The following is a 20,278-nucleotide window of genomic DNA, read 5'->3' as shown; positions in this document are numbered from 1 at the left end:
TCTCGGCGGGTGGGTGGGTGGCTCCTGGCGACCCCGGCGGTCGCGTACGGGAGGATCACGGACAGGCCTCCCGGCCCGTTGCCGTGCAGCGAGATGCTTGGCCGTCTGTGGCGGTCCGGGGTGTCGTTGCATAAAACTGCCAAGATACGTATAGTCATGCCATCCATGAGGAGGGTGTTCGATGACGGTACGAGTAGCAGTGGCGGGTGCGAGCGGATACGCGGGCGGAGAGCTCCTGCGCCTCCTTCTCGCCCACCCCCACGTGGAGATCGGCGCGCTGACCGGTCACTCCAACGCCGGGCAGCGGCTCGGGGCCCTCCAGCCCCACCTGCTGCCGCTCGCCGACCGCGTCCTCGTGCCCACCACCGCCGACGAGCTCGCCGGCCACGACGTCGTGTTCCTCGCGCTGCCGCACGGCCAGTCCGCGGCCGTCGCGGAACAGCTCGGCCCGGACGTCCTCGTCGTCGACATGGGCGCGGACTTCCGGCTCAGGGAGTCCGCCGACTGGGAGACGTACTACGGCTCCCCGCACGCCGGCACCTGGCCGTACGGCCTCCCGGAACTCCCCGGCGCCCGCGCCGCCCTCCAGGGATCCAAGCGCGTCGCCGTGCCCGGTTGCTACCCGACCGCCGTCTCGCTCGCGCTCTTCCCCGCGTACGAGAACGGGCTCGCCGAGCCCGAGGCCGTGATCGTCGCGGCCTCCGGCACCTCCGGCGCAGGCAAGGCGGCCAAGCCGCATCTGCTCGGCAGCGAGGTCATGGGCAGCATGTCGCCGTACGGCGTCGGCGGAGGCCACCGGCACACCCCCGAGATGATCCAGAACCTCAGCGGACCGGCGGGGGAGCGGGTCACCGTCTCCTTCACGCCGACCCTCGCGCCGATGCCCCGCGGCATCCTCGCCACCTGCACCGCCACCGCGAAGCCGGGCGTCACCGCCGAGACCGTACGGGCCGCGTACGAGAAGGCCTTCGCGGACGAGCCGTTCGTCCACCTGCTGCCCGAGGGGCAGTGGCCGGCGACAGCGTCCGTCTACGGTTCCAACGCCGTTCAGGTACAGGTCGCGTACGACGCGGCGGCGAACCGGATCATCGCGATCAGCGCCATCGACAATCTCACCAAGGGCACCGCCGGCGGTGCGGTGCAGAGCATGAACATCGCCCTCGGGTACCCCGAGAGCACCGGACTTTCCACGGTGGGAGTGGCGCCGTGAGCGACGCGCGCGCAGCCACCGGTCCGCAGACGACGACGAAGCCCGCCCCTCTGCCCTGCGCGGGCGGAGAAGCGAACGGAGAAACACAGTGAGTGTCACCGCAGCGAAGGGATTCACGGCGGCGGGCATCGCCGCCGGGATCAAGCAGAACGGCAACCCGGACCTGGCCCTCGTGGTCAACACCGGGCCGCGCCGCGCCGCCGCGGGCGTCTTCACCTCCAACCGCGTCAAGGCCGCCCCCGTCGTCTGGTCCCAGCAGGTCCTCGCCGACGGCGAGCTGACCGCCGTCGTCCTCAACTCCGGGGGTGCCAACGCCTGCACCGGACCCCAGGGCTTCCAGGACACCCACGCCACCGCCGAGAAGGTCGCCGAGGTCCTCAGCGCCGAGGGCGCGGACGTCGGCGCGGGCGAGGTCGCCGTCGCCTCCACCGGCCTCATCGGCCTCCTGCTCCCCATGGACAAGCTGCTCCCCGGTGTCGAGAAGGCCGCGGCCGAGCTGTCCGAGCACGGCGGCGAGAAGGCCGCCATCGCCATCAAGACCACCGACACCGTCCACAAGACCTCGGTCGTGACGAAGGACGGCCCCGACGGCGGCTGGACGGTCGGCGGCATGGCCAAGGGCGCGGGCATGCTCGCACCCGGCCTCGCCACCATGCTCGTCGTGCTCACCACCGACGCCGACGTCGACAGCGCGGGCCTGGACAGCGCCCTGCGGGGCGCCACCCGGGTCACCTTCGACCGGGTCGACTCCGACGGCTGCATGTCCACTAACGACACCGTCCTCCTCCTCGCCTCCGGCTCCTCCGGCGTCACGCCGGAGCAGGACGCGTTCACCGCGGCCGTACGGGAGGTCTGCGACGACCTCGCCCGCCAGCTCATCGGTGACGCCGAGGGCGCCAGCAAGGACATCCGCATCGAGGTGATCAACGCCGCGACCGAGGACGACGCCGTCGAGGTGGGCCGGTCCATCGCCCGGAACAACCTCCTCAAGTGCGCCATCCACGGCGAGGACCCCAACTGGGGCCGGGTGCTCTCCGCCATCGGCACGACCGCCGCGGCCTTCGAGCCCGATGAGCTCAACGTCGCCATCAACGGTGTCTGGGTCTGCAAGAACGGCTCCGTCGGCGAGGACCGCGACCTCGTCGACATGCGCTACCGGGAGGTCACCATCACCGCCGACCTCGCCGCGGGCACCGAGTCCGCCGTCATCTGGGCGAACGACCTCACCGCCGACTACGTCCACGAGAACAGCGCGTACTCGTCATGAGCGACCCCCAGAACCCCGAGAGCACGACCCGGAAGCACACCGCGCTCCCCAAGGCCCAGATCCTCATCGAGGCCCTGCCCTGGCTGACCCGGCACAACGGCAAGACGGTCGTCATCAAGTTCGGCGGCAACGCCATGATCGACGAGGACCTGAAGGCCGCCTTCGCCCAGGATGTCGTCTTCCTGCGCCAGGCGGGCCTCAAGCCGGTCGTCGTGCACGGCGGCGGCCCCCAGATCAGCGCCGCCCTCGACCGGCACGGCATCGTCAGCGAGTTCAAGGCGGGCCTGCGGGTCACCACCGAGGACGCCATGGACGTCGTACGGATGGTCCTGGCCGGCCAGGTCCAGCGCGAGCTCGTCGGGCTGCTCAACCAGCACGGCCCGCTGGCCGTCGGTCTCACCGGCGAGGACGCCCACACCATCACCGCCACCCGGCACCGGCCGGTGGTGGCCGGAGAGCAGATCGACATCGGCCGGGTCGGCGAGATCACCGCCATCGACACCGGCGCCATCCAGGCGCTCCTGGAGGACGGCCGGATCCCGGTCATCTCCTCCATCGCCCGCTCCCAGGACGACGGACATGTCTACAACGTCAATGCTGATACGGCGGCTGCGGCACTCGCTGCGGCGCTGGGCGCCGAGACGCTGATGGTCCTGACCGACGTCGAGGGCCTCTACGAGGACTGGCCGCACAGCGACGAGGTCATCAGCAGGCTCACCGCGAGCCAGCTGGAGAAGCTGCTGCCCGAGCTCTCCAGCGGCATGGTCCCCAAGATGGAGGGCTGCCTGCACGCCGTCCGGAACGGGGTCACCACGGCCCGCGTCATCGACGGCCGTGTCCAGCACTCGATCCTGCTGGAGATCTTCACCGACGAGGGCATCGGCACGATGGTCGTGCCGGACGGACAGGGGGAATGATGAGCGGCACCACGCAGCCCGGCAACGAGCGGCTGACCCGGCGGTGGCAGGACTCGCTGATGAACAACTACGGCACCCCCCGGCTGCCCCTCGTCCGTGGTGAGGGCGCCAAGGTCTGGGACGCCGACGGCAACGAGTACCTGGACTTCGTCGGCGGCATCGCGGTGAACGCCCTGGGCCACGGCCACCCGGCGATCGTCGAGGCCGTCACCCGGCAGATCCAGACCCTCGGCCATGTCTCCAACCTCTTCGTCGCCGAACCGCCCGTCGCCCTCGCCGAGAAGCTCCTCGCGCTCTTCGGCCGGCCCGGCAAGGTCTTCTTCTGCAACTCCGGAGCCGAGGCCGTCGAAGGCGCCTTCAAGATCGGCCGGCTCACCGGCAGGTCCCACATGGTCGCCACTCAGGGCGGCTTCCACGGCCGGACCATGGGCTCCCTGGCGCTCACCGGCCAGCCCGCCAAGCAGACCCCGTTCCTGCCGCTGCCCGGTGACGTCACCCATGTCCCGTACGGGGACGCGGAGGCGCTGCGCGCCGCCGTCACCGAGGACACCGCCCTCGTCGTCATCGAGCCGATCCAGGGCGAGAACGGCGTCGTCGTCCCGCCCCCCGGCTACCTCAAGGCGGCCCGGGAGATCACCCGCGCCACCGGCACGTTCCTCGTCCTCGACGAGGTGCAGACCGGCATCGGCCGCTGCGGCCACTGGTTCGAGTACCAGGCGCACGAGGGCGTCGAGCCCGATGTCGTGACCCTCGCCAAGGGCCTCGGCGGCGGCCTCCCGATCGGTGCGACCGTCGCCTTCGGCCCCGCGGCCGACCTCTTCGGGCCCGGTCACCACGGCACCACCTTCGGCGGCAACCCGGTGGCCTGCGCCGCCGGAATCGCCGTTCTCGACACCCTGGGCGCCGACGCGGCCCTCGACCACGTGAAGGCGGTCGGGGAGCGGCTGAGGCAGGGAATCGAAGGTCTCGGGCACCCTCTGGTCTCCCACGTCCGTGGTGCGGGCCTCCTGCTGGGTATCGTGCTCACGGAGTCCCTCGCACCCCAGGTGCAGCAGGCGGCTCAGGACGCCGGCCTTCTGGTGAACGCGCCCGCCCCCGACGTCGTACGGATCATGCCTCCGCTGGTCCTCACCGACGCCGAGGCGGACGCCTTCCTCCAGGCGCTGCCGGGAGTCCTCGACGTGGCGAACGGGCAAGGACGAACCGGAGAATGAGACGACGATGACCGACGCGCAGGAAAATGAGCACGGCGGGCCGTCCGTTCCGCAGACCCGCACCGCACGCCACCGCAGGATCGTCGACATTCTCAACCGGCAGCCGGTGCGCTCGCAGAGCCAGCTCGCCAAGCTCCTCGCGGACGACGGGCTGAGCGTCACCCAGGCGACGCTCTCCCGCGATCTCGACGAGCTGGGCGCGGTGAAGATCCGCAACACCGGCGGCGAGCTGATCTACGCGGTGCCCAGCGAGGGCGGTTTCCGCACCCCGCAGGCCCCGCTCGGCGAGTCCGCGAAGGAGGAGCGCATGCGGCGCCTCTCCGGGGAGCTGCTGATCTCCGCCGAGGCCTCGGCCAACCTGGTGGTCCTGCGGACCCCGCCGGGCGCGGCCCAGTTCCTCGCGTCGGCCATCGACCAGGCCGAACTCCACGCGATCCTCGGCACGATCGCGGGCGACGACACCCTGCTGCTCATCAGCCGGGACCCGGCGGGCGGTCAGGCGCTCGCGGACCACCTGCTGAAGCTGGCGCAGAAGTAGGCGCGGAAGCAGGCGCGGAAGTACGCGGACGCGGGCGCGTCTCAGTAGCGCGTGATCGCCGTCGGCCCCCCCCGGGTACCGACGGCGATGTGCGGTCGGCGCGCGGGTTCGGCCCAGGCGAGCACCGCGCGCATCGCGTCCGCCGGGACGGAGACACAACCGGCGGTCGCCCCCCGGCCGTTGACGTGCAGGAAGATGCCGGCCCCGGAACGAGGTCCCCGCGGGTGCGGGCTCGATCCCGAAGGCGTACGGCAGGCCCTGGGACCGCGGCACGCGCTCCGCGCGCGGGACACGGCTAATCGGCGGTCTGCGGCAGCGGCGGCAGGGGGAGCGGAAGCGCCGGCAGCCCGTCGAGGCTGGTCGCGATGTGGTCCTTGCGCTCGCAGTACGCGTTGAACTCGTCGTCGGTCTTCCGGTTGAAGTACTCGGCGTGCAGGCCCCGGTCCTCCTGGTACTCCATCAGCGGGACGGCGTACCCACAGGCGTCGCTGACCCGCCGCGCGCGGACGAGGACGATCGCCCGCGCGCTGCCCTGGCCCTCGACGGCCTCGGCCGGGAAGCGCGCGAACAGCTCGCCCCAGCGCGGATCGTCGCGCAGCACGGCCTCGCCGGTACCGTGCACACGCACGACGGTCGGGGGCCCCGAGAACGCGGTCCACATGAGGGTGATCCGCCCGTTCCCCGGCTCCCGCAGATGGGCGACGGTCTCGGCGCCGCTGCCCCCGAAGTCCACGTAGGCGAGGGTCAGTTCGTCGAGCACCACCAGGGTGCCCCGGCGCCCCTTGGGGCTGAGATTGACGTGCCCGTCACCGGCGAGGGGAGCGGTGGCGGTGAAGAACACGGGCTGGTCCTCGATGAAGGCACGGAGGCGCCCGTCGATGCGCTCATACGTTTTTCCCATGCCGCCCATACTGCTCCGTCCGCCCGGCCGGGGCGGATACGTCTCACGTCGCGGGCTACCGGCGGCGGTTGAGCAGGCCTCCGAAGCCGAGTATCCGGCGTATCCCCGCGCGTGGCCTCGGGGCCGTGGTGGCGGCTGTGTCCCGGGGCGGGGCCCCGCCGGCCTCCGGCGGGTGCGTCGGAGCGCCTGGTGCGCGCTGCGGGGGAGGGGTGACGGCGGTGCGGCGAGGGAGGTCAGCGACCGGGTGGTGGTCGGCCCAGGGCAGCAGTGCCCTCCTGGTCTCGCGGACGACGCGTGGGGAGCCGTCGGCGAGCAGGGGGGCGAGGCGGTCGGGGCGGACGGCGTCCAGCACGCGCAGTCCCGCCACGGCGGCGGCCCGTACCTGGGGCCGCTCGTCGCCGGTGAGGGACCAGAGGAGCGGCTCGTCCGTGGTCCGGTCACCGCACTCGGCGAGACCCAGGGGCGCGCGGTGGGGCATGCCGACCCCGGCCGCGCACGCCGCCCGGTAGAGCGGCAGCGGTTCGGTTCCTGCCTGCCGGAGCACCCAGCGGGCGCAGGCGCGCACCAGGGAGGATCGGTCGTACAGGAACGGTTCGGCCTCCCCTGCCCGGCCCGCCCGGCGCAGCCCCGTGACACCCGCCGCCCGGATCCGGCCCTGCCGGGCTCCCAGCAAGCGGGTCAGGGGCATTCCACCGGCCGTTCCGCCGGCCGTCCCGGGACCCGTGCCGCCGGCCGTCCCGATGGCGGCGAGCAGGGCGCTCGCGCACAGGTCCTGGACGACCACGTCGGAGTCGGTGGTGGCGACCGCCGCGAGCCGTGCGGGGGAGAGGAGGCCGCGGTCGACGGCGATCCGGTGGGCGAGCCGCCGGACACTCCGGTCCCGGCTCGCGCGCAGGGCGGTCACGCCGGCCTCCGGCCCCTCCCGCAGCAGCCGGTCGAGCAGCTCGGTCGCGCCGTCTCCGTACCGCCGTCCGGCGACCCGGAGGATCACGGCGGCGACGGTCCGGAACGTCTCGGGCGACGGGCCGGGCGGACCGGGCAGTCCGGATGGGCCGGACGGACCGCGTGGACCCGGCGGATCCGGCCGTTCGGGCAGGCCCGGCTGGCCCAGCAGGCCCGGCAGCTCCGCCTCCAGGACGGCCCGCGCCCGTGTCCGTACCTGCTCGGCCCAGTCGGCGCACCGGATCGCGGCCAGGGGCAGGAGGGCGGGGGCCGCGGTCACGTACGCGAGGGCGGCCTCCCGGATCCGGCCGTCGGGGCCGCACAGGGCGACCGCCGACTCCCACGTGGCGGGCCGCCGGTTCCGGTCGTCGCCGGGGAACCAGATGTGGGCGGGCGGAAGGACGCCGTACCGGAGCGCACCCCTGATGTCCTCGTCGAGCGCCGTCCAGGAATCGGCCTCGCCCCCGTCGGTCCCGTCGAGCACCCGGGTGATCCGGTGCCGGATCTCGTCGAACGCGCCGCTCTGCATGGCCGGAGCCTAGGAGTTGCTGCGGGCTGCCGCCGCCGGATTTCCGGCCGGGGCAGCGCGTTGACAAAACATACGGTGCATTGCATAGTTATGCCTACGCCGGGATGCCGTCGGCGCCGCCGCCGACCCTGGCGTGACCCGCCCCCGTTGAACAGGTCGCCGCCCGCCCCCTGCGTGGACGCGGCGGTGACGGCAGTACCCATTCTCCCGAGGAGCAGCAGCTGTGAGCAGCAACAACGGTGACGTCCGGCTCTGGGGCGGACGGTTCGCCGACGGGCCCGCCGAGGCCCTGGCGAAGTTGTCCGCGTCGGTCCACTTCGACTGGCGTCTCGCGCCGTACGACATCGCCGGTTCCCGCGCCCACGCGCGCGTGCTGCACAAGGCCGGGCTGCTCACCGAGGACGAGCTGACCCGCATGCTCGCCGGTCTCGACCGGCTGGCGGCGGACGTCGCCGACGGCACCCTCGTCGGCACCATCGCGGACGAGGACGTCCACACCGCCCTCGAGCGCGGTCTCCTGGAGCGCGTCGGCCCGGACCTCGGCGGCAAGCTGCGTGCCGGCCGGTCCCGCAACGACCAGGTCGCCACCCTCTTCCGGATGTACCTGCGCGACCACGCCCGGATCATCGGCGGTCTCGTCGCCGACCTCCAGGACGCCCTCGTCGGCCTCGCCGAGGCGCACCCGGGCGTCGCCATGCCCGGCCGTACGCACCTCCAGCACGCCCAGCCGGTGCTCTTCGCCCATCACGTCCTGGCCCACGCCCAGTCCCTCTCCCGGGACGCCGAGCGGCTGCGGCAGTGGGACACCCGCACGGCCGTCTCCCCGTACGGCTCCGGCGCCCTCGCCGGCTCCTCCCTCGGACTCGACCCGGAGGCGGTCGCCAAGGACCTGGGCTTCGAGCGCGGTTCGGTCGGCAACTCGATCGACGGCACGGCCTCCCGCGACTTCGTCGCCGAGTTCGCCTTCATCACCGCGATGATCGGCATCGACGTCTCGCGGATCGCGGAGGAGATCATCATCTGGAACACGAAGGAGTTCTCCTTCGTGACCCTCCACGACGCCTTCTCCACCGGCTCGTCGATCATGCCGCAGAAGAAGAACCCGGACATCGCCGAACTCGCCCGGGGCAAGTCCGGTCGTCTCATCGGCAACCTCACCGGCCTCCTCGCCACGCTCAAGGCGCTTCCGCTCGCCTACAACCGTGACCTCCAGGAGGACAAGGAGCCGGTCTTCGACTCCTGCGACCAGCTCGAGGTCCTGCTGCCCGCCTTCACGGGCATGATGGCCACGCTCACCGTCAACCGGGAGCGCATGGAGGAGCTGGCCCCGGCCGGCTTCTCGCTCGCCACCGACATCGCGGAGTGGCTGGTCAAGCAGGGCGTGCCGTTCCGGGTGGCGCACGAGGTGGCCGGCGAGTGCGTGAAGGTCGCCGAGTCCGAGGGCAAGGAGCTGGACGAGCTGACGGACGAGCAGTTCGCCAAGATCTCCGAGCACCTCACCCCCGAGGTCCGTACGGTCCTCGACGTCCCCGGCGCCCTCGCCTCCCGCGACGGCCGCGGCGGCACCGCCCCGTCGGCGGTCGCCGTCCAGCTCGTCGAGGTCAAGGCCGACCTGGTGATCCAGCACGCCTGGGCGGCCGCCAAGAAGAAGTAGCCCCCCTCAACGCGTCACAGCGCCGCCGCCCAGTCCGCGAGCGCGTCGAAGTCCGGCCGGAGCAGTCCGAGCCGGGGGTCGACGTGCAGCAGCAGGGCGGCGGCCAGGTGGTTCCGCTCCACGAACTCCCGGTCGTACACGGTGATGTCGTCGTCGACCCAGGCGAACGGTCGCCCCGCCGCGTACTCCAGGATGTACTGCGTCTTCCAGAAGGTCCCGCGAGGGGCCTTTCCGTGCATCTGGGGCCAGTCGATGAACGGCAGTACGGGGAGTCCCAGCCGGGGCCCTATCCAGTCGTTAGCCTCGCCCTTCCAGGTCGTCGCCCAGACCAGTTCGTACGCCTCCGCCAGCGCGCGCAGCTCGTCCCCGTGCGCGGGATTCAGCCACACCCGCAGCGGCTTCGTCCCGAACCAGCCGCCCGGCCGCATCCGGTGGGTCGCATATCCCTCGGGGCGCCGCTCGGGCTTCGCCGCGTAGGGGTTCAGCGGCCCGTCGACGTCGATCAGCAGCAGCGGCTTCGTCATGTCCACAGCATTCCGTTCCTGCCTCGGGTGAGGCGTCGAACTATTGAATGAGACATGAGTGTCTCATTCGGTGTATGGTCGTCTCATGTCAGTCGATCGCACCCAGGTGCTCCACGCAGCCGCCGCCCTGCTCTCCCGCAAGGCGACCGCCACGATGGACGAGGTCGCCCGGGCCGCCGGGATCGGCCGCGCCACGCTGCACCGGCACTTCGCCGGACGGGACGCGCTCGTACGGGCGCTGGAAGAGCACGGACTGCAGGAGATCGAGGCCGCGCTCGAACGGGCCGCGCCCGAGGACGGGCCCGAGGACGAGGCGGTACGCCGGATCGTGGCCGAGGTGGAGCACCTCGCCCCTCTGCTGTCGTTCCTCGTCACCGAGAACCAGCTCTTTGAGGGCGACGGGCAGAACGAGGGCTGGGCACGCATCGACGACCGGGTCTCCGCGCTCTTCCGGCGCGGCCAGGAGAACGGCGTCTTCCGGATCGACCTGACCCCCGCCTGGCTCACCGAGGCCTTCTACGGGCTCGTCGGTTCCGGCGCCTGGGCCGTGCAGGACGGCCGGGTCGCCGCCAAGGACTTTCAGTACATGATCGCCGAGCTGCTGCTCGGCGGAGCGCGCAGGAGCGTGGAGAAGTGACCGTCAGCACCCTCAGGACCACCGGTCATACCGAGGGCGTGCGCCGCCCCGGCCGGTGGCTCGCCCTCTCCGTTCTCGTCCTGGCCGTCCTCCTCGTGGCGGTCGACGCCACGGTACTGGGACTCGCCACCCCCTTCCTCTCCGAGGACCTGAAGCCCTCCGGCACCCAGCTCCTCTGGATCGGCGACGTCTACTCCTTCGTCATCGCCGGACTCCTGGTCACCATGGGCAGCCTCGGCGACCGCATCGGCCGCAAGAAGCTGCTCCTGATCGGTGCCACCGCCTTCGGTGCCGTCTCCGTGCTGAACGCCTACGCGACCAGCCCCGAGATGATGATCGTGGCGCGCGCCCTGCTCGGCGTCGCCGGCGCGACCCTGATGCCGTCCACCCTGGCGCTCATCCGGAACCTCTTCCACGACCCGCGCGAGCGCAGCCTCGCCATCGGCATCTGGGGTGCCATGGCCTCGGCCGGCGCCGCCGTCGGACCCGTCGTCGGAGGCTTCCTCCTGGAGCACTTCTGGTGGGGCTCGGTCTTCCTGATCAACCTGCCCGTCATGGCGGTCCTCGTCGTCGTCGGCATCAAGCTGATCCCGGAGTCCAGGAATCCCGCCCCCGGTCCCTGGGACCTGCCGAGCGTCGGACTCTCCCTCGTCGGCCTGATCGGCCTCGTCTACGCGATCAAGGAACTGGCCTCGCACGGCCTCTCCGCGGACGCGGGCGTCGCCGCCCTGATCGGCGCCGGTGCCCTGACCTGGTTCGTCCGACGGCAGCTCACCCTGCCCGCGCCGCTCCTGGACATGCGGCTGTTCCGCCACCGCGGCTTCTCGGGCGCCGTGCTCGCCGACCTGCTGACCATCCTCGGCCTCTCCGGCCTGGTGTTCTTCCTGTCCCAGTTCTTCCAGCTGGTCCAGGGCCGACAGCCGCTGGAGGCCGGGCTCGCCGAACTCCCCGCGGCGGTCGGCGCGGTCACGGCCGGGCTGATCGCGGGTCTGGTGGCCCGCCGCTTCTCCGTACGGTCCGTCGTGGCCGGTGGTCTCGCCGCGGTCGGCCTCTCGCTCGCGGTCCTGACGACGCTCGACCAGCACACCGGCTACCCGCTGCTCGGCGCGGCCCTGCTCGTCGTCGGCGTGGGCGCCGGATTCGCCTTCACCGTCACCGCCGACGTGATCCTGTCCAGCGTCCCGAAGGACCAGGCGGGCTCCGCGTCCGCGGTCTCGGAGACGGCGTACGAGCTGGGCGCCGCGCTCGGCATCGCCGTCCTCGGCTCGATCGTGACCGGTGTCTACCGGGGCTTCGCCACTCCGGCCGACGTCCCCTCCGACGTGGCGTCCGCCGCCCACGAATCGCTCGGCGGCGCGGTCGAGGCCTCCGGCGCCCTCGCCCCGGACGCGGCGACGGCCCTGGTGTCGGCCGCCCAGGAGGCTTTCGTCGACGGTCTGCGGATCGCGGCCGGTGTCGGCGCGGCGGTCCTCCTCGCGACGGCGGTCGCGGCCTGGTTCCTGCTCAAGGGCCAGAAGCTGGAGGACGGCGTCGAGCACTGACGCCCGGCGTATACGACGGTGCCCCGTACGGCCAGGAGGCCGTACGGGGCACCGTCACATGCCGCCGGGCACCCCGCGGGCCCTGGAGCGCCGCCGCCCGGAAGCGTCAGGCCGCCTTCGCCTTGGTGGCGTACATGTCCACGTACTCCTGCCCCGACAGCCGCATGACCTCGGCCATCACCGAGTCCGTCACCGCCCGCAGCACATAGCGGTCGCGGTCCATGCCGTCGTACCGAGAGAACTCCATCGCCTCGCCGAAGCGGACCGTCACCCGGCCCGGACGCGGGAAGCCCGCGCCGCCCGGCTGGATCTTGTCGGTGCCGATCATCGCGAACGGGATCACCGGGGCGCCCGTCATCAGGGTGAGCCGCGCGATACCCGTACGGCCCCGGTACAGACGGCCGTCGGGGGAGCGGGTGCCCTCCGGGTAGATCGAGAAGATCCTGCCCTCCTCGAGGATGCGGCGGCCGGTCATCAGGGCCGCCACACCACCGCGGCCGCCGTCCCGGTCCACCGGGATCATGCCGACGCTGGTGAAGAACCAGGCCATCGCCCGGCCCTTGATCCCCTTGCCGGTCACGTACTCGTCCTTGCCGATGAAGTAGACCGGACGGTCCAGGCAGATCGGCATGATCATCGAGTCGATGAACGTCAGGTGGTTGCCCGCGAGGATGACGGGACCGGTCCCCGGGATGTTCTCGGCGCCCTCCACGCGGGGGCGGAACATCAGGCGCATGACCGGCCCGAGCACTGCCTTGATGATCGCGAGACGGGACAACGGTTCCTCCGGTGGGATGCGGGTCAGTCGAGCTGACGGTGCAGCTGGCGACGATACTCGCGGGTCACGTCCGTGCGCACATCGGGTTCACCGAGTGGATACGCAGTGTTGACGTGTGTTTCCGCCATGTTCGGCGTAGGTCTGCCGTACGTAGGGCCCCGATGCCTAGCGTCGGAGGCACCCGTCGACAGGTGCGGGACATGACACAGGAGGACACCACATGACCCAGGGCGAACGCCGGATCCCCGCCCGGCGCACGGTTCTCGGAGCGGCGGGCGCCACCGTCCTCGGCGCCTCCACGGCCCTCGCCACCGGCGGCGTGGCACAGGCGGACGCGTCGGGGGCCGCCCCGTCCGCCGCCGCGGGCCACGGCCACGGCCACGGCCGCGGCTACCGCTCCCTCCCCGCCCCCACCGTCATCGCCCACCGGGGCGCCAGCGGCTACCGCCCCGAGCACACCCTCGGCTCCTACCGGCACGCCCTGGACCTCGGCGCCCACGTCATCGAGCAGGACCTCGTCCCCACCAAGGACGGGCATCTGGTCTGCCGTCACGAGAACGACATCACCGGCACCACCGATGTCGCCGACCACCCGGAGTTCGCGTCCCGGAAGACCACCAAGAGCGTCGACGGCGTCTCCCTCACCGGCTGGTTCACCGAGGACTTCACGCTCGCCGAGCTCAAGACCCTCCGCGCCAAGGAACGCATTCCGGCCGTCCGCCAGGAGAACACCCTGTACGACGGCCGCTGGACGATACCCACCTTCGAGGAGGTCCTGCGCTGGGCCGAGGAGGAGGGCCGCCGCCGGGGCCGCGAGATCTGGCTGCACGTCGAGACCAAGCACCCCACCTACTTCCGCTCCCTCGGCCTCGGCCTGGAGGAGCGCCTCGCCAAGCTGCTCCGCCGGTACGGCCGCCACCGCGCCGACTCCCCGGTCTTCCTGCAGTCCTTCGAGCCGACCAGCATCCAGCGCCTCGCGAAGCTGGTGGACTCGCCCGGCGTGGTCCTGCTCTCCGGCGCGACCGGCCGCCCCTGGGACTTCGTCCAGGCCGGGGACCCGCGGACGGTCGCCGACCTGGTCACGCCCAAGGGCCTGCGCTGGATCGCCTCCTACGCCAAGGGCATCGGCCCCACGCTCGACCTGGTGATCCCGAAGGACGCGAGCGGCCGCCTCGGCGACCCGACCACCCTGGTCCGCGACGCCCACGCGCAGGGCCTGATCCTCCACCCGTACACCCACCGCAACGAGAACTCCTTCCTGCCCGTGGAGTTCCGCCGGGGGACGGACCCGACGGCTTACGGGGACTCCTTCGGGGCGCTGAAGCGCTACCTGGAGACGGGGATCGACGGCATCTTCTCCGACAACCCGGACACCGCCCTGCTGGGCGCGGCGGACTTCACCGCACGCGACTGAGCACCGCGCACCCGGGGACCGTGCGCGCACCGCGCACCCGAGGACCGTGCGGGTCCGCCGAACGGGCCCGCACGCCCTCCTCCCGGGTGGTTTGACGCCCGCACCGCAACCACGCCCGCGTGCCCCGGCATGGTGCGGTACATGACCATCCCCGTGACCACGCCCGTGACCACCCCCGCGTCCGCCGCGGACGCCACCCCCGGGCTCCTCGCCGCCCTCGCCCCGCTGCTCGCCGCCGAGTCGGACGCCGAGGCGCCGGCCGCGGGCGTCGAGCCGAGCGATCTGGAACAGGCCGTCTGGCTCCGTCTCCTGGAGCGGCTCCGCGAGACGGGCACCGCCCCCGAGCGCCCCGCCGAGTGGCTGCGCCGCGCCGTCCGCGCGGAGGCCCGCCGGGCCCGCAGGACGAGTGACCGGGAGCGCCCCTACCGCGACGAACCCGGCCACGACCCGGGCACCTCCGGCCCCCAGGGCTCCCCGGAGCACTCGCTGATGGCCGCCGAGGGCCGTCGCACGCTGCGCGCCGCCGTGACCAGGACCCCCGGCCGCTGCCCCCGGGTGCTGACCGCGATGCTCGATCCCGAGGACCCCACGTACCGGGAAATCGCAGGAGAGTTGGGTATCTCACAGGGCAGTCTGGGGCCGATGCGTTCCCGTTGCCTGGGATGCCTGCGCAGAATGCTGGCTGCAGAGGTTCCCGCCCCCGGCCGACGGGGAAGGGTGCGTTAAACCGATGATCGACAGATGAGCGGGAGGCGTGCACACATGGGCCTGAGTGTGACCATCTCAGCGGCGGACGCGGCGGACGCGGAGCACATCCTGAAGCTGCAGTACCTCTGCTACCAGAGCGAGGCGGAGCTCTACGGGGACTGGTCCATCGAACCGCTCACCCAGTCGCTCGACGGCCTGCGCGCCGAACTGGACGAGGGACACGGGCTGGTGGCCCGCCTCGGCGACGAGGTCGTCGCCTCGGTGCGGGCCAGACTCGACGACGACGGCACGGTACGGATCGCCAAGCTGATCGTGCACCCGCGGATGCGGCGGCACGGCCTCGGCGGCCGCCTTCTCGACGGCATCGAGCGCCACTTCGCCGGGACGGCCGAGCCGGCCGCCCGGCCGGCTCCGTCGCCCAAGCGCTTCCAGCTCTTCACCGGCCACCGCAGCGAGGGCAACCTGCGCCTCTACCGCCGCAAGGGGTACGCGCAGGTCTCCACCCGCGAGCTCGGCCCCAGGCTCACCCTGGTGACCCTGGAGAAGGCCGCGGCCTGACTCAGGCGGCCGCCGCGGTACGCGACCGGCGCAGCCACCAGATGCCGCTCAGCGGCAGCAGGACCGGGATGAAGAGATAGCCGTAGCCGTAGTCCGACCAGACCGTCGCGTCCGGGAAGGCGGACGGCTCGACCAGCGTCCAGGTCCCCACGATCAGTACGCCCGTGAGCTCGGCGGCGCAGCACACCAGCGCCGCCCTGCGGGCCTTCTCCCCGCCCCGCACCAGCGTGTAGGTGATGAAGGCGTAGACGACGGCGGCCACCGCCGACAGGCTGTACGCGAGCGGCGCCCGGTCGAACTCGGTGGCGATCTGGTAGATCGAGCGCGAGACCGCGCCGACCGACATCACTCCGTAGAGCCACACCAGCAGGATGCCGGGGCCCGTGACGAGACGGGCCTTCGTGCCCTGCGCGGCCTTCTCCTGCGTCTCGGTCATGGTCAGCCCACCGTCCAGATGTCGTAGAGACGCACTTCGAGCACGGCCAGGACGACCGCGCCCGCGGCCACCGTGGCCGAACCCCACCGGCTGCGCTCCGCGAGCGACATGAAGCCGGCGATGGGCACCGCGCACAGCGCCCCGAGCAGATAGGCGACGAAGATCGTCGCGCCCTCCTCCGTCTTCTCGCCCCGTGTCAGCTGCACGATCCCGACGATCAGCTGGACCAGGACGAGGAAGGTCACCACGGCCATGCCGATGAAGTGCCAGTCCTTGGTCGACTGGTCGCGGAAGGCGGCGAAGCCGCACCAGGCGGCGAGGGCGAGCGCGGCCACGGAGACCGCGACCGTCAGGGCGTCAAGCATGCGCCCGAGGGTATTACGGTGCGAATGGCCCGATGCGCTCGCCCCCCGCGCCGTCGCCGCGTGCCCGCGAGCGGACCGTGGCCTTGGCCACAGCCGGCGCCCGAGAGGCCCTCGACGGACCCCGCGTGAGCCCCGGCGCAGGGCGCCCGTCCCCGCAGGCCACACGGGGAGAACGGGCGGAACGAAGCCCTCCGGAGTGTCCGCATGGCGTCTCAATGGCGTCCGCTATTCGGACAGCCCCCTTTCGTTCGCACCTGCGCATGCTTTACTTGCCGACATGACCACGACGAGCAGCCGCACCCTTGCGACCGAGGCGATCCCCACGCCCGGTGCTCGTTGTATGTGTCGAATGTGCGCCTTCTGAGGGCCCCCGCCTGAGTTTCGCGCCCCGAAGCGAGACCGACGGCCGTGCCGTTCCTCCCGCCTTCCGGCGATGGACCGTGCCCGCCCCGCGCACCGCCGAGACCCCGGCCACCCGCCGGACCGGCCCCCGTGCGCCTGACTGTCCGAAGACGAATGCCCCGTGCACGACGGACCCCGCGTCGCGCACTCGACAGTGACGGAAAATCCCTGTGATCACCACTTCGGGCCTGACCAAGGTCTACGAGTCGCGCGGCCGACAGGTCACCGCTCTGGACGGAGTCGACCTCCACGTCCGTGAGGGCGAGGTATTCGGCGTGATCGGCCAGAGCGGCGCCGGCAAGTCCTCGCTCATCCGCTGCGTCAACCTCCTGGAGCGCCCCACCTCCGGCACCGTGACCGTCGACGGCGTGGACCTCACCGCCCTCGCCGGCCGGAGCCGCCGCGCGGGCAAGGACCTGCGCCGGGCGCGCAGCAGCATCGGCATGGTCTTCCAGCACTTCAACCTGCTGTCCTCCCGCACGGTGAAGGACAACATCGAGCTTCCCCTGGAGATCCTCGGCGTCTCCGGAGCCGAGCGTTCCCGCCGCGCCCTCGAACTCCTCGACCTGGTCGGCCTCGCCGACAAGGCCAAGTCCTACCCGGGCCAGCTCTCCGGCGGCCAGAAGCAGCGCGTCGGCATCGCCCGCGCCCTGGCCGGCGAGCCCAAGGTCCTGCTCTCCGACGAGGCCACCAGCGCCCTCGACCCGGAGACCACCCGCTCCATCCTCCAGCTGCTGCGCGACCTCAACCAGCAGCTCGGCCTCACCGTCCTGCTCATCACGCACGAGATGGACGTCGTCAAGACGATCTGCGACTCGGCCGCGCTGATGCAGAAGGGCCGCATCGTCGAGTCCGGCACCGTGAGCGAACTGCTCGCCACCCCCGGCTCCCAGCTGGCGGCCGAGCTCTTCCCGGTCAGCGGCGCCCACACCGGCCCCGACCGCACGGTCGTCGACGTCACCTTCCACGGCGACGCCGCGAGCCGGCCCGTGATCTCGCAGCTCTCCCGCACGTACAACATCGACATCTCGATCCTCGGGGCGGCGATGGACACCGTCGGCGGACGGCAGATCGGCCGGATGCGGATCGAACTGCCCGGGCGGTACGAGGACAACGTCGTCCCGGTCGGCTTCCTGCGCGAGCAGGGCCTCCAGGTCGAGGTCGTCGAGGAGACGCTCACCGAAGAAACGGTTGCCCAGGACGCGGCGACCCTGCTCGTGAAGGAAGGTGCCAAGTGACCTGGTCCGAGATGCAGCCACTGCTGGAGCAGGGCACCGTCGACACCCTTTACATGGTCCTGTGGGCCACCGTCGTCACCGTGCTCGGCGGCCTGCCGCTCGGCATCCTCCTCGTCCTCACGGACAAGGGCGGACTGCTGCAGAACCTGCCGGTCAACAAGGTCGTCGGTGCGATCGTGAACATCGGGCGTTCGCTGCCGTTCATCATCCTGCTGATCGCCCTGATCCCCTTCACCACCCTCGTCGTCGGCACCTTCATCGGTCCCACCGCGATGATCGTGCCGCTCGCCATCGGCGCCATCCCCTTCTTCGCGCGCCTCGTCGAGACCTCCGTCCGCGAGGTCGACCACGGGCTCGTCGAGGCCGTCCAGGCCATGGGCGGCGGCATCCCCACCATCGTCCGCAAGGTGCTGCTCCCGCAGGCTCTGCCCTCGCTGATCTCGGGCGTCACCACCACGGTCATCGTCCTCATCGGCTACTCGGCGATGGCCGGCGCGGTCGGCGGCGAGGGACTCGGCTCCAAGGCCGTCACCTACGGATACCAGCGCTTCGACACCACGTTCATGCTGGTCACCGTCATCGTCCTGGTCCTGATCGTGACCGTCGTCCAGCTGATCGGCGACGGAGTCGTACGACTCCTCGCCCGCCGGGGCCGTACCGCGTAACGGCCTCCCGGCCACACCGACTTCGTCCTTTCGAAGAACAGCCCGGACTTGTTGTCCAGGCGACCACCGCACCACCGGAAAGAGGCACTCTTCGTGCGTAAGAACATCAAGCTCACCGCCGGTATCGCCACCACGGCCGCCCTCGCCCTCGGCCTCAGCGCCTGCGGCACCTCCTCGGACCCCGGGTCCAAGGACTCGGCCGGCTCCGGCGACACCTCCAAGGCGCTCGTCGTCGCCGCGTCCCCGACGCCCCACGCCGACATCCTCGACTACGTCAAGGACAACCTGGCCGAGAAGGCCGGCCTGAAGCTGGAGGTGAAGGAGTTCACGGACTACGTCCTGCCGAACACCGCAACCGAGTCCGGCCAGGTCGACGCCAACTTCTTCCAGCACAAGCCGTACCTCGACGACTTCAACAAGAAGAACAACACCCACATCGTCCCGGTGGTCGACGTCCACCTGGAGCCGCTGGGCCTCTACTCCAAGAACATCAAGTCGGTGAAGGACATCAAGGCGGGCCAGACCATCGCCGTCCCCAACGACACCACCAACGGCGGCCGCGCGCTCCAGCTGCTCGCCGAGAACGGCCTGATCACCATCAAGCCGGGTGTCGGCACCAACGCCAAGCTCTCCGACATCACCGACAAGAAGGGCCTGGAGTTCAAGGAGCTGGAGGCCGCCACCGTGCCCCGCGCCCTGAACGACGTGGACGCCGCCGTCATCAACGGCAACTACGCCATCGAGGCCAAGCTCTCGCCGGCCAAGGACGCCATCGCCCTGGAGAAGGCGGACGGCAACCCGTACGCCAACTTCCTCGCCGTCAAGGAGGGCAACGAGAAGGACGCCCGCGTGCAGAAGCTCGCCAAGCTCCTCAACTCGCCCGAGGTGAAGAAGTACATCGAGGACACCTACAAGGGCTCGGTCATCCCCGCCTTCGGCGCCGCCCAGTAGACTCCGGCGTCCGAGGGGCCGTCAGACCGGTTCCCCCGTACAGTCCTTGAGCGGAAGGCCCCTCGCACCCCGTCCGGTGCGCGGGGCCTTCGGCACACCTCCCACCCGACACCGACCCGGCCATGCGCACCGGCGCCTTCATGCTGCATGCTGTGCGTTCACGGTCGATTCGGACGGTCCACGGCATGGAGCTGCGCATGACTACCACCTTTCCGGACATCTCCATCAACACGGACCGGTTGGTGCTGCGCGCGCTCGAGGAGGGGGACGCCCCCGCCCTCGCCGAGATGATGAACGACGAACTCGTCGGCGCCTGGACCGCGGTGCCCCAGCCCTACACCGAGGCCGCCGCCCGCCGCTGGATCACCGAGTACGCGCCCGCCGAACGCGCCGCGGGCCGGGGCATCGACCTCGCCGTCACCGAGTTCCTCACCCAGCGCCTGGTCGGCATCGTCCAGCTGGCCAGGACGGACTGGAAGGTCCGCTCCACCGAGATCTCCTACATCGTCGCCCCCTGGGCCCGCGGTGAGGGATACGCCTCCGAAGCCGCCCTCGCCACCGCCCAGTGGCTCTTCGGCGACCAGAAGTTCGAGCGCCTCGAACTGCGCACCGCCGCCGACAACACCGCCTCCCAGCAGGTCGCCCAGAAGATCGGCTGCATCAGCGAGGGCGTCCTGCGCAACGCCTGCATAGCCCGCACCCGCACCGAGGACGGCAGCTGGACCGAGCTGCGCACCGACTACATCGTGTGGGGCCTCCTCCCCGAGGACCTCGACGGCGTCGCCGACCAGATGGCCGAGGCCGGATACTCCTCGTACACCGACTGGAGCTGATCCCGGCGGCCCCACCCGGGGTACGCTCGGCACGCCCCCGACCTGCGAAGACACCA

At 71.5% G+C, this 20,278-nt stretch carries 21 protein-coding genes; 15 read left to right on the top strand and 6 right to left on the bottom strand.

The genetic code is table 11. The features are described 5' to 3' along the window. Nucleotides 1-181: 181 nt before the first annotated feature. From argC to OG392_RS07460, 5 genes are all read left to right on the top strand, one after another. Nucleotides 182-1,210: an N-acetyl-gamma-glutamyl-phosphate reductase gene (gene argC, locus OG392_RS07480; protein WP_329276861.1), complete on the top strand. Its 1,029-nt coding sequence runs from the start codon at nucleotides 182-184 to the stop codon at nucleotides 1,208-1,210. Between the two features lie 88 nt (nucleotides 1,211-1,298). Then, entirely contained in the window at nucleotides 1,299-2,477 is a 1,179-nt protein-coding gene (gene argJ, locus OG392_RS07475) for a bifunctional glutamate N-acetyltransferase/amino-acid acetyltransferase ArgJ (protein ID WP_329276859.1), read from the top strand. Then, nucleotides 2,474-3,394, top strand: a complete 921-nt coding sequence (argB, locus tag OG392_RS07470; RefSeq protein ID WP_329276857.1) for an acetylglutamate kinase — start codon at nucleotides 2,474-2,476, stop codon at nucleotides 3,392-3,394. The genes argJ and argB overlap by 4 nt, the downstream gene beginning before the upstream one ends. Beyond that, the gene (locus OG392_RS07465) at nucleotides 3,394-4,608 is read left to right on the top strand and encodes an acetylornithine transaminase (protein WP_329276855.1); all 1,215 of its coding nucleotides are present in this window, start codon (nucleotides 3,394-3,396) and stop codon (nucleotides 4,606-4,608) included. Before argB ends, OG392_RS07465 begins: the two co-directional genes overlap by 1 nt. 7 nt (nucleotides 4,609-4,615) lie before the next feature. Further along, nucleotides 4,616-5,146, top strand: coding sequence for an arginine repressor (locus tag OG392_RS07460; protein ID WP_030316147.1), 531 nt, complete (start codon nucleotides 4,616-4,618; stop codon nucleotides 5,144-5,146). A gap of 295 nt (nucleotides 5,147-5,441) precedes the next feature. Here the strand turns inward: OG392_RS07460 and OG392_RS07455 are convergent, their stop codons facing one another. Beyond that, nucleotides 5,442-6,047, bottom strand: coding sequence for a pyridoxamine 5'-phosphate oxidase family protein (locus OG392_RS07455; protein WP_329276852.1), 606 nt, complete (start codon nucleotides 6,045-6,047; stop codon nucleotides 5,442-5,444). A gap of 55 nt (nucleotides 6,048-6,102) precedes the next feature. Continuing rightward, complete coding sequence (locus OG392_RS07450; protein ID WP_329276850.1) at nucleotides 6,103-7,518, bottom strand: hypothetical protein; 1,416 nt, start codon at nucleotides 7,516-7,518, stop codon at nucleotides 6,103-6,105. A gap of 223 nt (nucleotides 7,519-7,741) precedes the next feature. On the opposite strand from OG392_RS07450, the gene argH reads away from it, so the two are divergent. Further along, a complete protein-coding gene (argH, locus tag OG392_RS07445) occupies nucleotides 7,742-9,172 on the top strand; it encodes an argininosuccinate lyase (RefSeq protein WP_329276848.1) in 1,431 nt (476 codons plus the stop codon). Nucleotides 9,173-9,186: 14 nt separating this feature from the next. Here the strand turns inward: argH and OG392_RS07440 are convergent, their stop codons facing one another. Then, a complete protein-coding gene (locus OG392_RS07440) occupies nucleotides 9,187-9,696 on the bottom strand; it encodes an HAD domain-containing protein (RefSeq protein WP_329276846.1) in 510 nt (169 codons plus the stop codon). An 85-nt stretch (nucleotides 9,697-9,781) separates the two neighbouring features. Here OG392_RS07440 and OG392_RS07435 point away from each other — a divergent pair, with 85 nt between their 5' ends. Together OG392_RS07435 and OG392_RS07430 are read left to right on the top strand one after the other, a co-directional pair. Beyond that, nucleotides 9,782-10,333 carry a TetR/AcrR family transcriptional regulator gene (locus OG392_RS07435; protein ID WP_329276844.1) on the top strand — a complete coding sequence of 184 codons (552 nt, stop codon included), beginning with the start codon at nucleotides 9,782-9,784 and terminating at the stop codon, nucleotides 10,331-10,333. Further along, nucleotides 10,330-11,874, top strand: a complete 1,545-nt coding sequence (locus tag OG392_RS07430) for an MFS transporter (RefSeq protein WP_329276842.1) — start codon at nucleotides 10,330-10,332, stop codon at nucleotides 11,872-11,874. The genes OG392_RS07435 and OG392_RS07430 overlap by 4 nt, the downstream gene beginning before the upstream one ends. Nucleotides 11,875-11,980: 106 nt before the next feature. Here OG392_RS07430 and OG392_RS07425 read toward each other — a convergent pair whose 3' ends face one another. Then, nucleotides 11,981-12,652: a lysophospholipid acyltransferase family protein gene (locus OG392_RS07425; RefSeq protein ID WP_329276840.1), complete on the bottom strand. Its 672-nt coding sequence runs from the start codon at nucleotides 12,650-12,652 to the stop codon at nucleotides 11,981-11,983. A 220-nt stretch (nucleotides 12,653-12,872) separates the two neighbouring features. Between OG392_RS07425 and OG392_RS07420 the strand changes: the two genes are divergently transcribed. The 3 genes from OG392_RS07420 to OG392_RS07410 all read left to right on the top strand — a co-directional run bounded on the left by OG392_RS07420 (nucleotide 12,873) and on the right by OG392_RS07410 (nucleotide 15,332). Continuing rightward, nucleotides 12,873-14,066: a glycerophosphodiester phosphodiesterase gene (locus OG392_RS07420; RefSeq protein WP_329276837.1), complete on the top strand. Its 1,194-nt coding sequence runs from the start codon at nucleotides 12,873-12,875 to the stop codon at nucleotides 14,064-14,066. Nucleotides 14,067-14,207: 141 nt separating this feature from the next. Continuing rightward, a complete protein-coding gene (locus OG392_RS07415) occupies nucleotides 14,208-14,792 on the top strand; it encodes a sigma-70 family RNA polymerase sigma factor (protein WP_329276835.1) in 585 nt (194 codons plus the stop codon). A gap of 36 nt (nucleotides 14,793-14,828) precedes the next feature. Then, nucleotides 14,829-15,332: a GNAT family N-acetyltransferase gene (locus tag OG392_RS07410; protein ID WP_329276833.1), complete on the top strand. Its 504-nt coding sequence runs from the start codon at nucleotides 14,829-14,831 to the stop codon at nucleotides 15,330-15,332. Between the two features lies 1 nt (nucleotide 15,333). Here OG392_RS07410 and OG392_RS07405 read toward each other — a convergent pair whose 3' ends face one another. Further along, the gene (locus tag OG392_RS07405) at nucleotides 15,334-15,768 is read right to left on the bottom strand and encodes a hypothetical protein (RefSeq protein ID WP_329276831.1); all 435 of its coding nucleotides are present in this window, start codon (nucleotides 15,766-15,768) and stop codon (nucleotides 15,334-15,336) included. Nucleotides 15,769-15,770: 2 nt separating this feature from the next. Then, nucleotides 15,771-16,133 carry a hypothetical protein gene (locus OG392_RS07400; protein ID WP_329276829.1) on the bottom strand — a complete coding sequence of 121 codons (363 nt, stop codon included), beginning with the start codon at nucleotides 16,131-16,133 and terminating at the stop codon, nucleotides 15,771-15,773. A 572-nt stretch (nucleotides 16,134-16,705) separates the two neighbouring features. On the opposite strand from OG392_RS07400, the gene OG392_RS07395 reads away from it, so the two are divergent. The 4 genes from OG392_RS07395 to OG392_RS07380 all read left to right on the top strand — a co-directional run bounded on the left by OG392_RS07395 (nucleotide 16,706) and on the right by OG392_RS07380 (nucleotide 20,222). Next, nucleotides 16,706-17,773: a methionine ABC transporter ATP-binding protein gene (locus OG392_RS07395; protein ID WP_329276827.1), complete on the top strand. Its 1,068-nt coding sequence runs from the start codon at nucleotides 16,706-16,708 to the stop codon at nucleotides 17,771-17,773. Further along, complete coding sequence (locus tag OG392_RS07390; protein ID WP_329276825.1) at nucleotides 17,770-18,438, top strand: methionine ABC transporter permease; 669 nt, start codon at nucleotides 17,770-17,772, stop codon at nucleotides 18,436-18,438. Before OG392_RS07395 ends, OG392_RS07390 begins: the two co-directional genes overlap by 4 nt. Before the next feature lie 93 nt (nucleotides 18,439-18,531). Continuing rightward, on the top strand, nucleotides 18,532-19,389 hold the full coding sequence (locus tag OG392_RS07385; RefSeq protein WP_329276823.1) for a MetQ/NlpA family ABC transporter substrate-binding protein: 858 nt from the start codon (nucleotides 18,532-18,534) through the stop codon (nucleotides 19,387-19,389). Nucleotides 19,390-19,586: 197 nt separating this feature from the next. Further along, nucleotides 19,587-20,222 (top strand): GNAT family N-acetyltransferase, encoded by a 636-nt coding sequence (locus OG392_RS07380; RefSeq protein WP_329276821.1) that lies wholly within the window; start codon nucleotides 19,587-19,589, stop codon nucleotides 20,220-20,222. Nucleotides 20,223-20,278: the final 56 nt, after the last annotated feature.

Origin of the sequence: Streptomyces sp. NBC_00691, assembly GCF_036226665.1 — a bacterium.
Taxonomy (GTDB): domain Bacteria; phylum Actinomycetota; class Actinomycetes; order Streptomycetales; family Streptomycetaceae; genus Streptomyces.
This window is presented reverse-complemented; position numbering and strand designations above follow the sequence as displayed.

Excerpts from the sequence above, each read along its gene's own strand:
- OG392_RS07405 (WP_329276831.1), bottom strand. The coding sequence starts at position 15,768 with ATGACCGAGACGCAGGAGAAGGCCGCGCAGGGCACGAAGGCCCGTCTC.
- OG392_RS07415 (WP_329276835.1), top strand. The coding sequence starts at position 14,208 with ATGACCATCCCCGTGACCACGCCCGTGACCACCCCCGCGTCCGCCGCG.
- OG392_RS07455 (WP_329276852.1), bottom strand. The coding sequence starts at position 6,047 with ATGGGAAAAACGTATGAGCGCATCGACGGGCGCCTCCGTGCCTTCATC.
- OG392_RS07420 (WP_329276837.1), top strand. The coding sequence starts at position 12,873 with ATGACCCAGGGCGAACGCCGGATCCCCGCCCGGCGCACGGTTCTCGGA.
- OG392_RS07400 (WP_329276829.1), bottom strand. The coding sequence starts at position 16,133 with ATGCTTGACGCCCTGACGGTCGCGGTCTCCGTGGCCGCGCTCGCCCTC.
- argB (WP_329276857.1), top strand. The coding sequence starts at position 2,474 with ATGAGCGACCCCCAGAACCCCGAGAGCACGACCCGGAAGCACACCGCG.
- OG392_RS07435 (WP_329276844.1), top strand. The coding sequence starts at position 9,782 with ATGTCAGTCGATCGCACCCAGGTGCTCCACGCAGCCGCCGCCCTGCTC.
- OG392_RS07410 (WP_329276833.1), top strand. The coding sequence starts at position 14,829 with ATGGGCCTGAGTGTGACCATCTCAGCGGCGGACGCGGCGGACGCGGAG.
- OG392_RS07450 (WP_329276850.1), bottom strand. The coding sequence starts at position 7,518 with ATGCAGAGCGGCGCGTTCGACGAGATCCGGCACCGGATCACCCGGGTG.
- OG392_RS07460 (WP_030316147.1), top strand. The coding sequence starts at position 4,616 with ATGACCGACGCGCAGGAAAATGAGCACGGCGGGCCGTCCGTTCCGCAG.
- OG392_RS07465 (WP_329276855.1), top strand. The coding sequence starts at position 3,394 with ATGAGCGGCACCACGCAGCCCGGCAACGAGCGGCTGACCCGGCGGTGG.
- OG392_RS07440 (WP_329276846.1), bottom strand. The coding sequence starts at position 9,696 with ATGACGAAGCCGCTGCTGCTGATCGACGTCGACGGGCCGCTGAACCCC.
- OG392_RS07380 (WP_329276821.1), top strand. The coding sequence starts at position 19,587 with ATGACTACCACCTTTCCGGACATCTCCATCAACACGGACCGGTTGGTG.
- argC (WP_329276861.1), top strand. The coding sequence starts at position 182 with ATGACGGTACGAGTAGCAGTGGCGGGTGCGAGCGGATACGCGGGCGGA.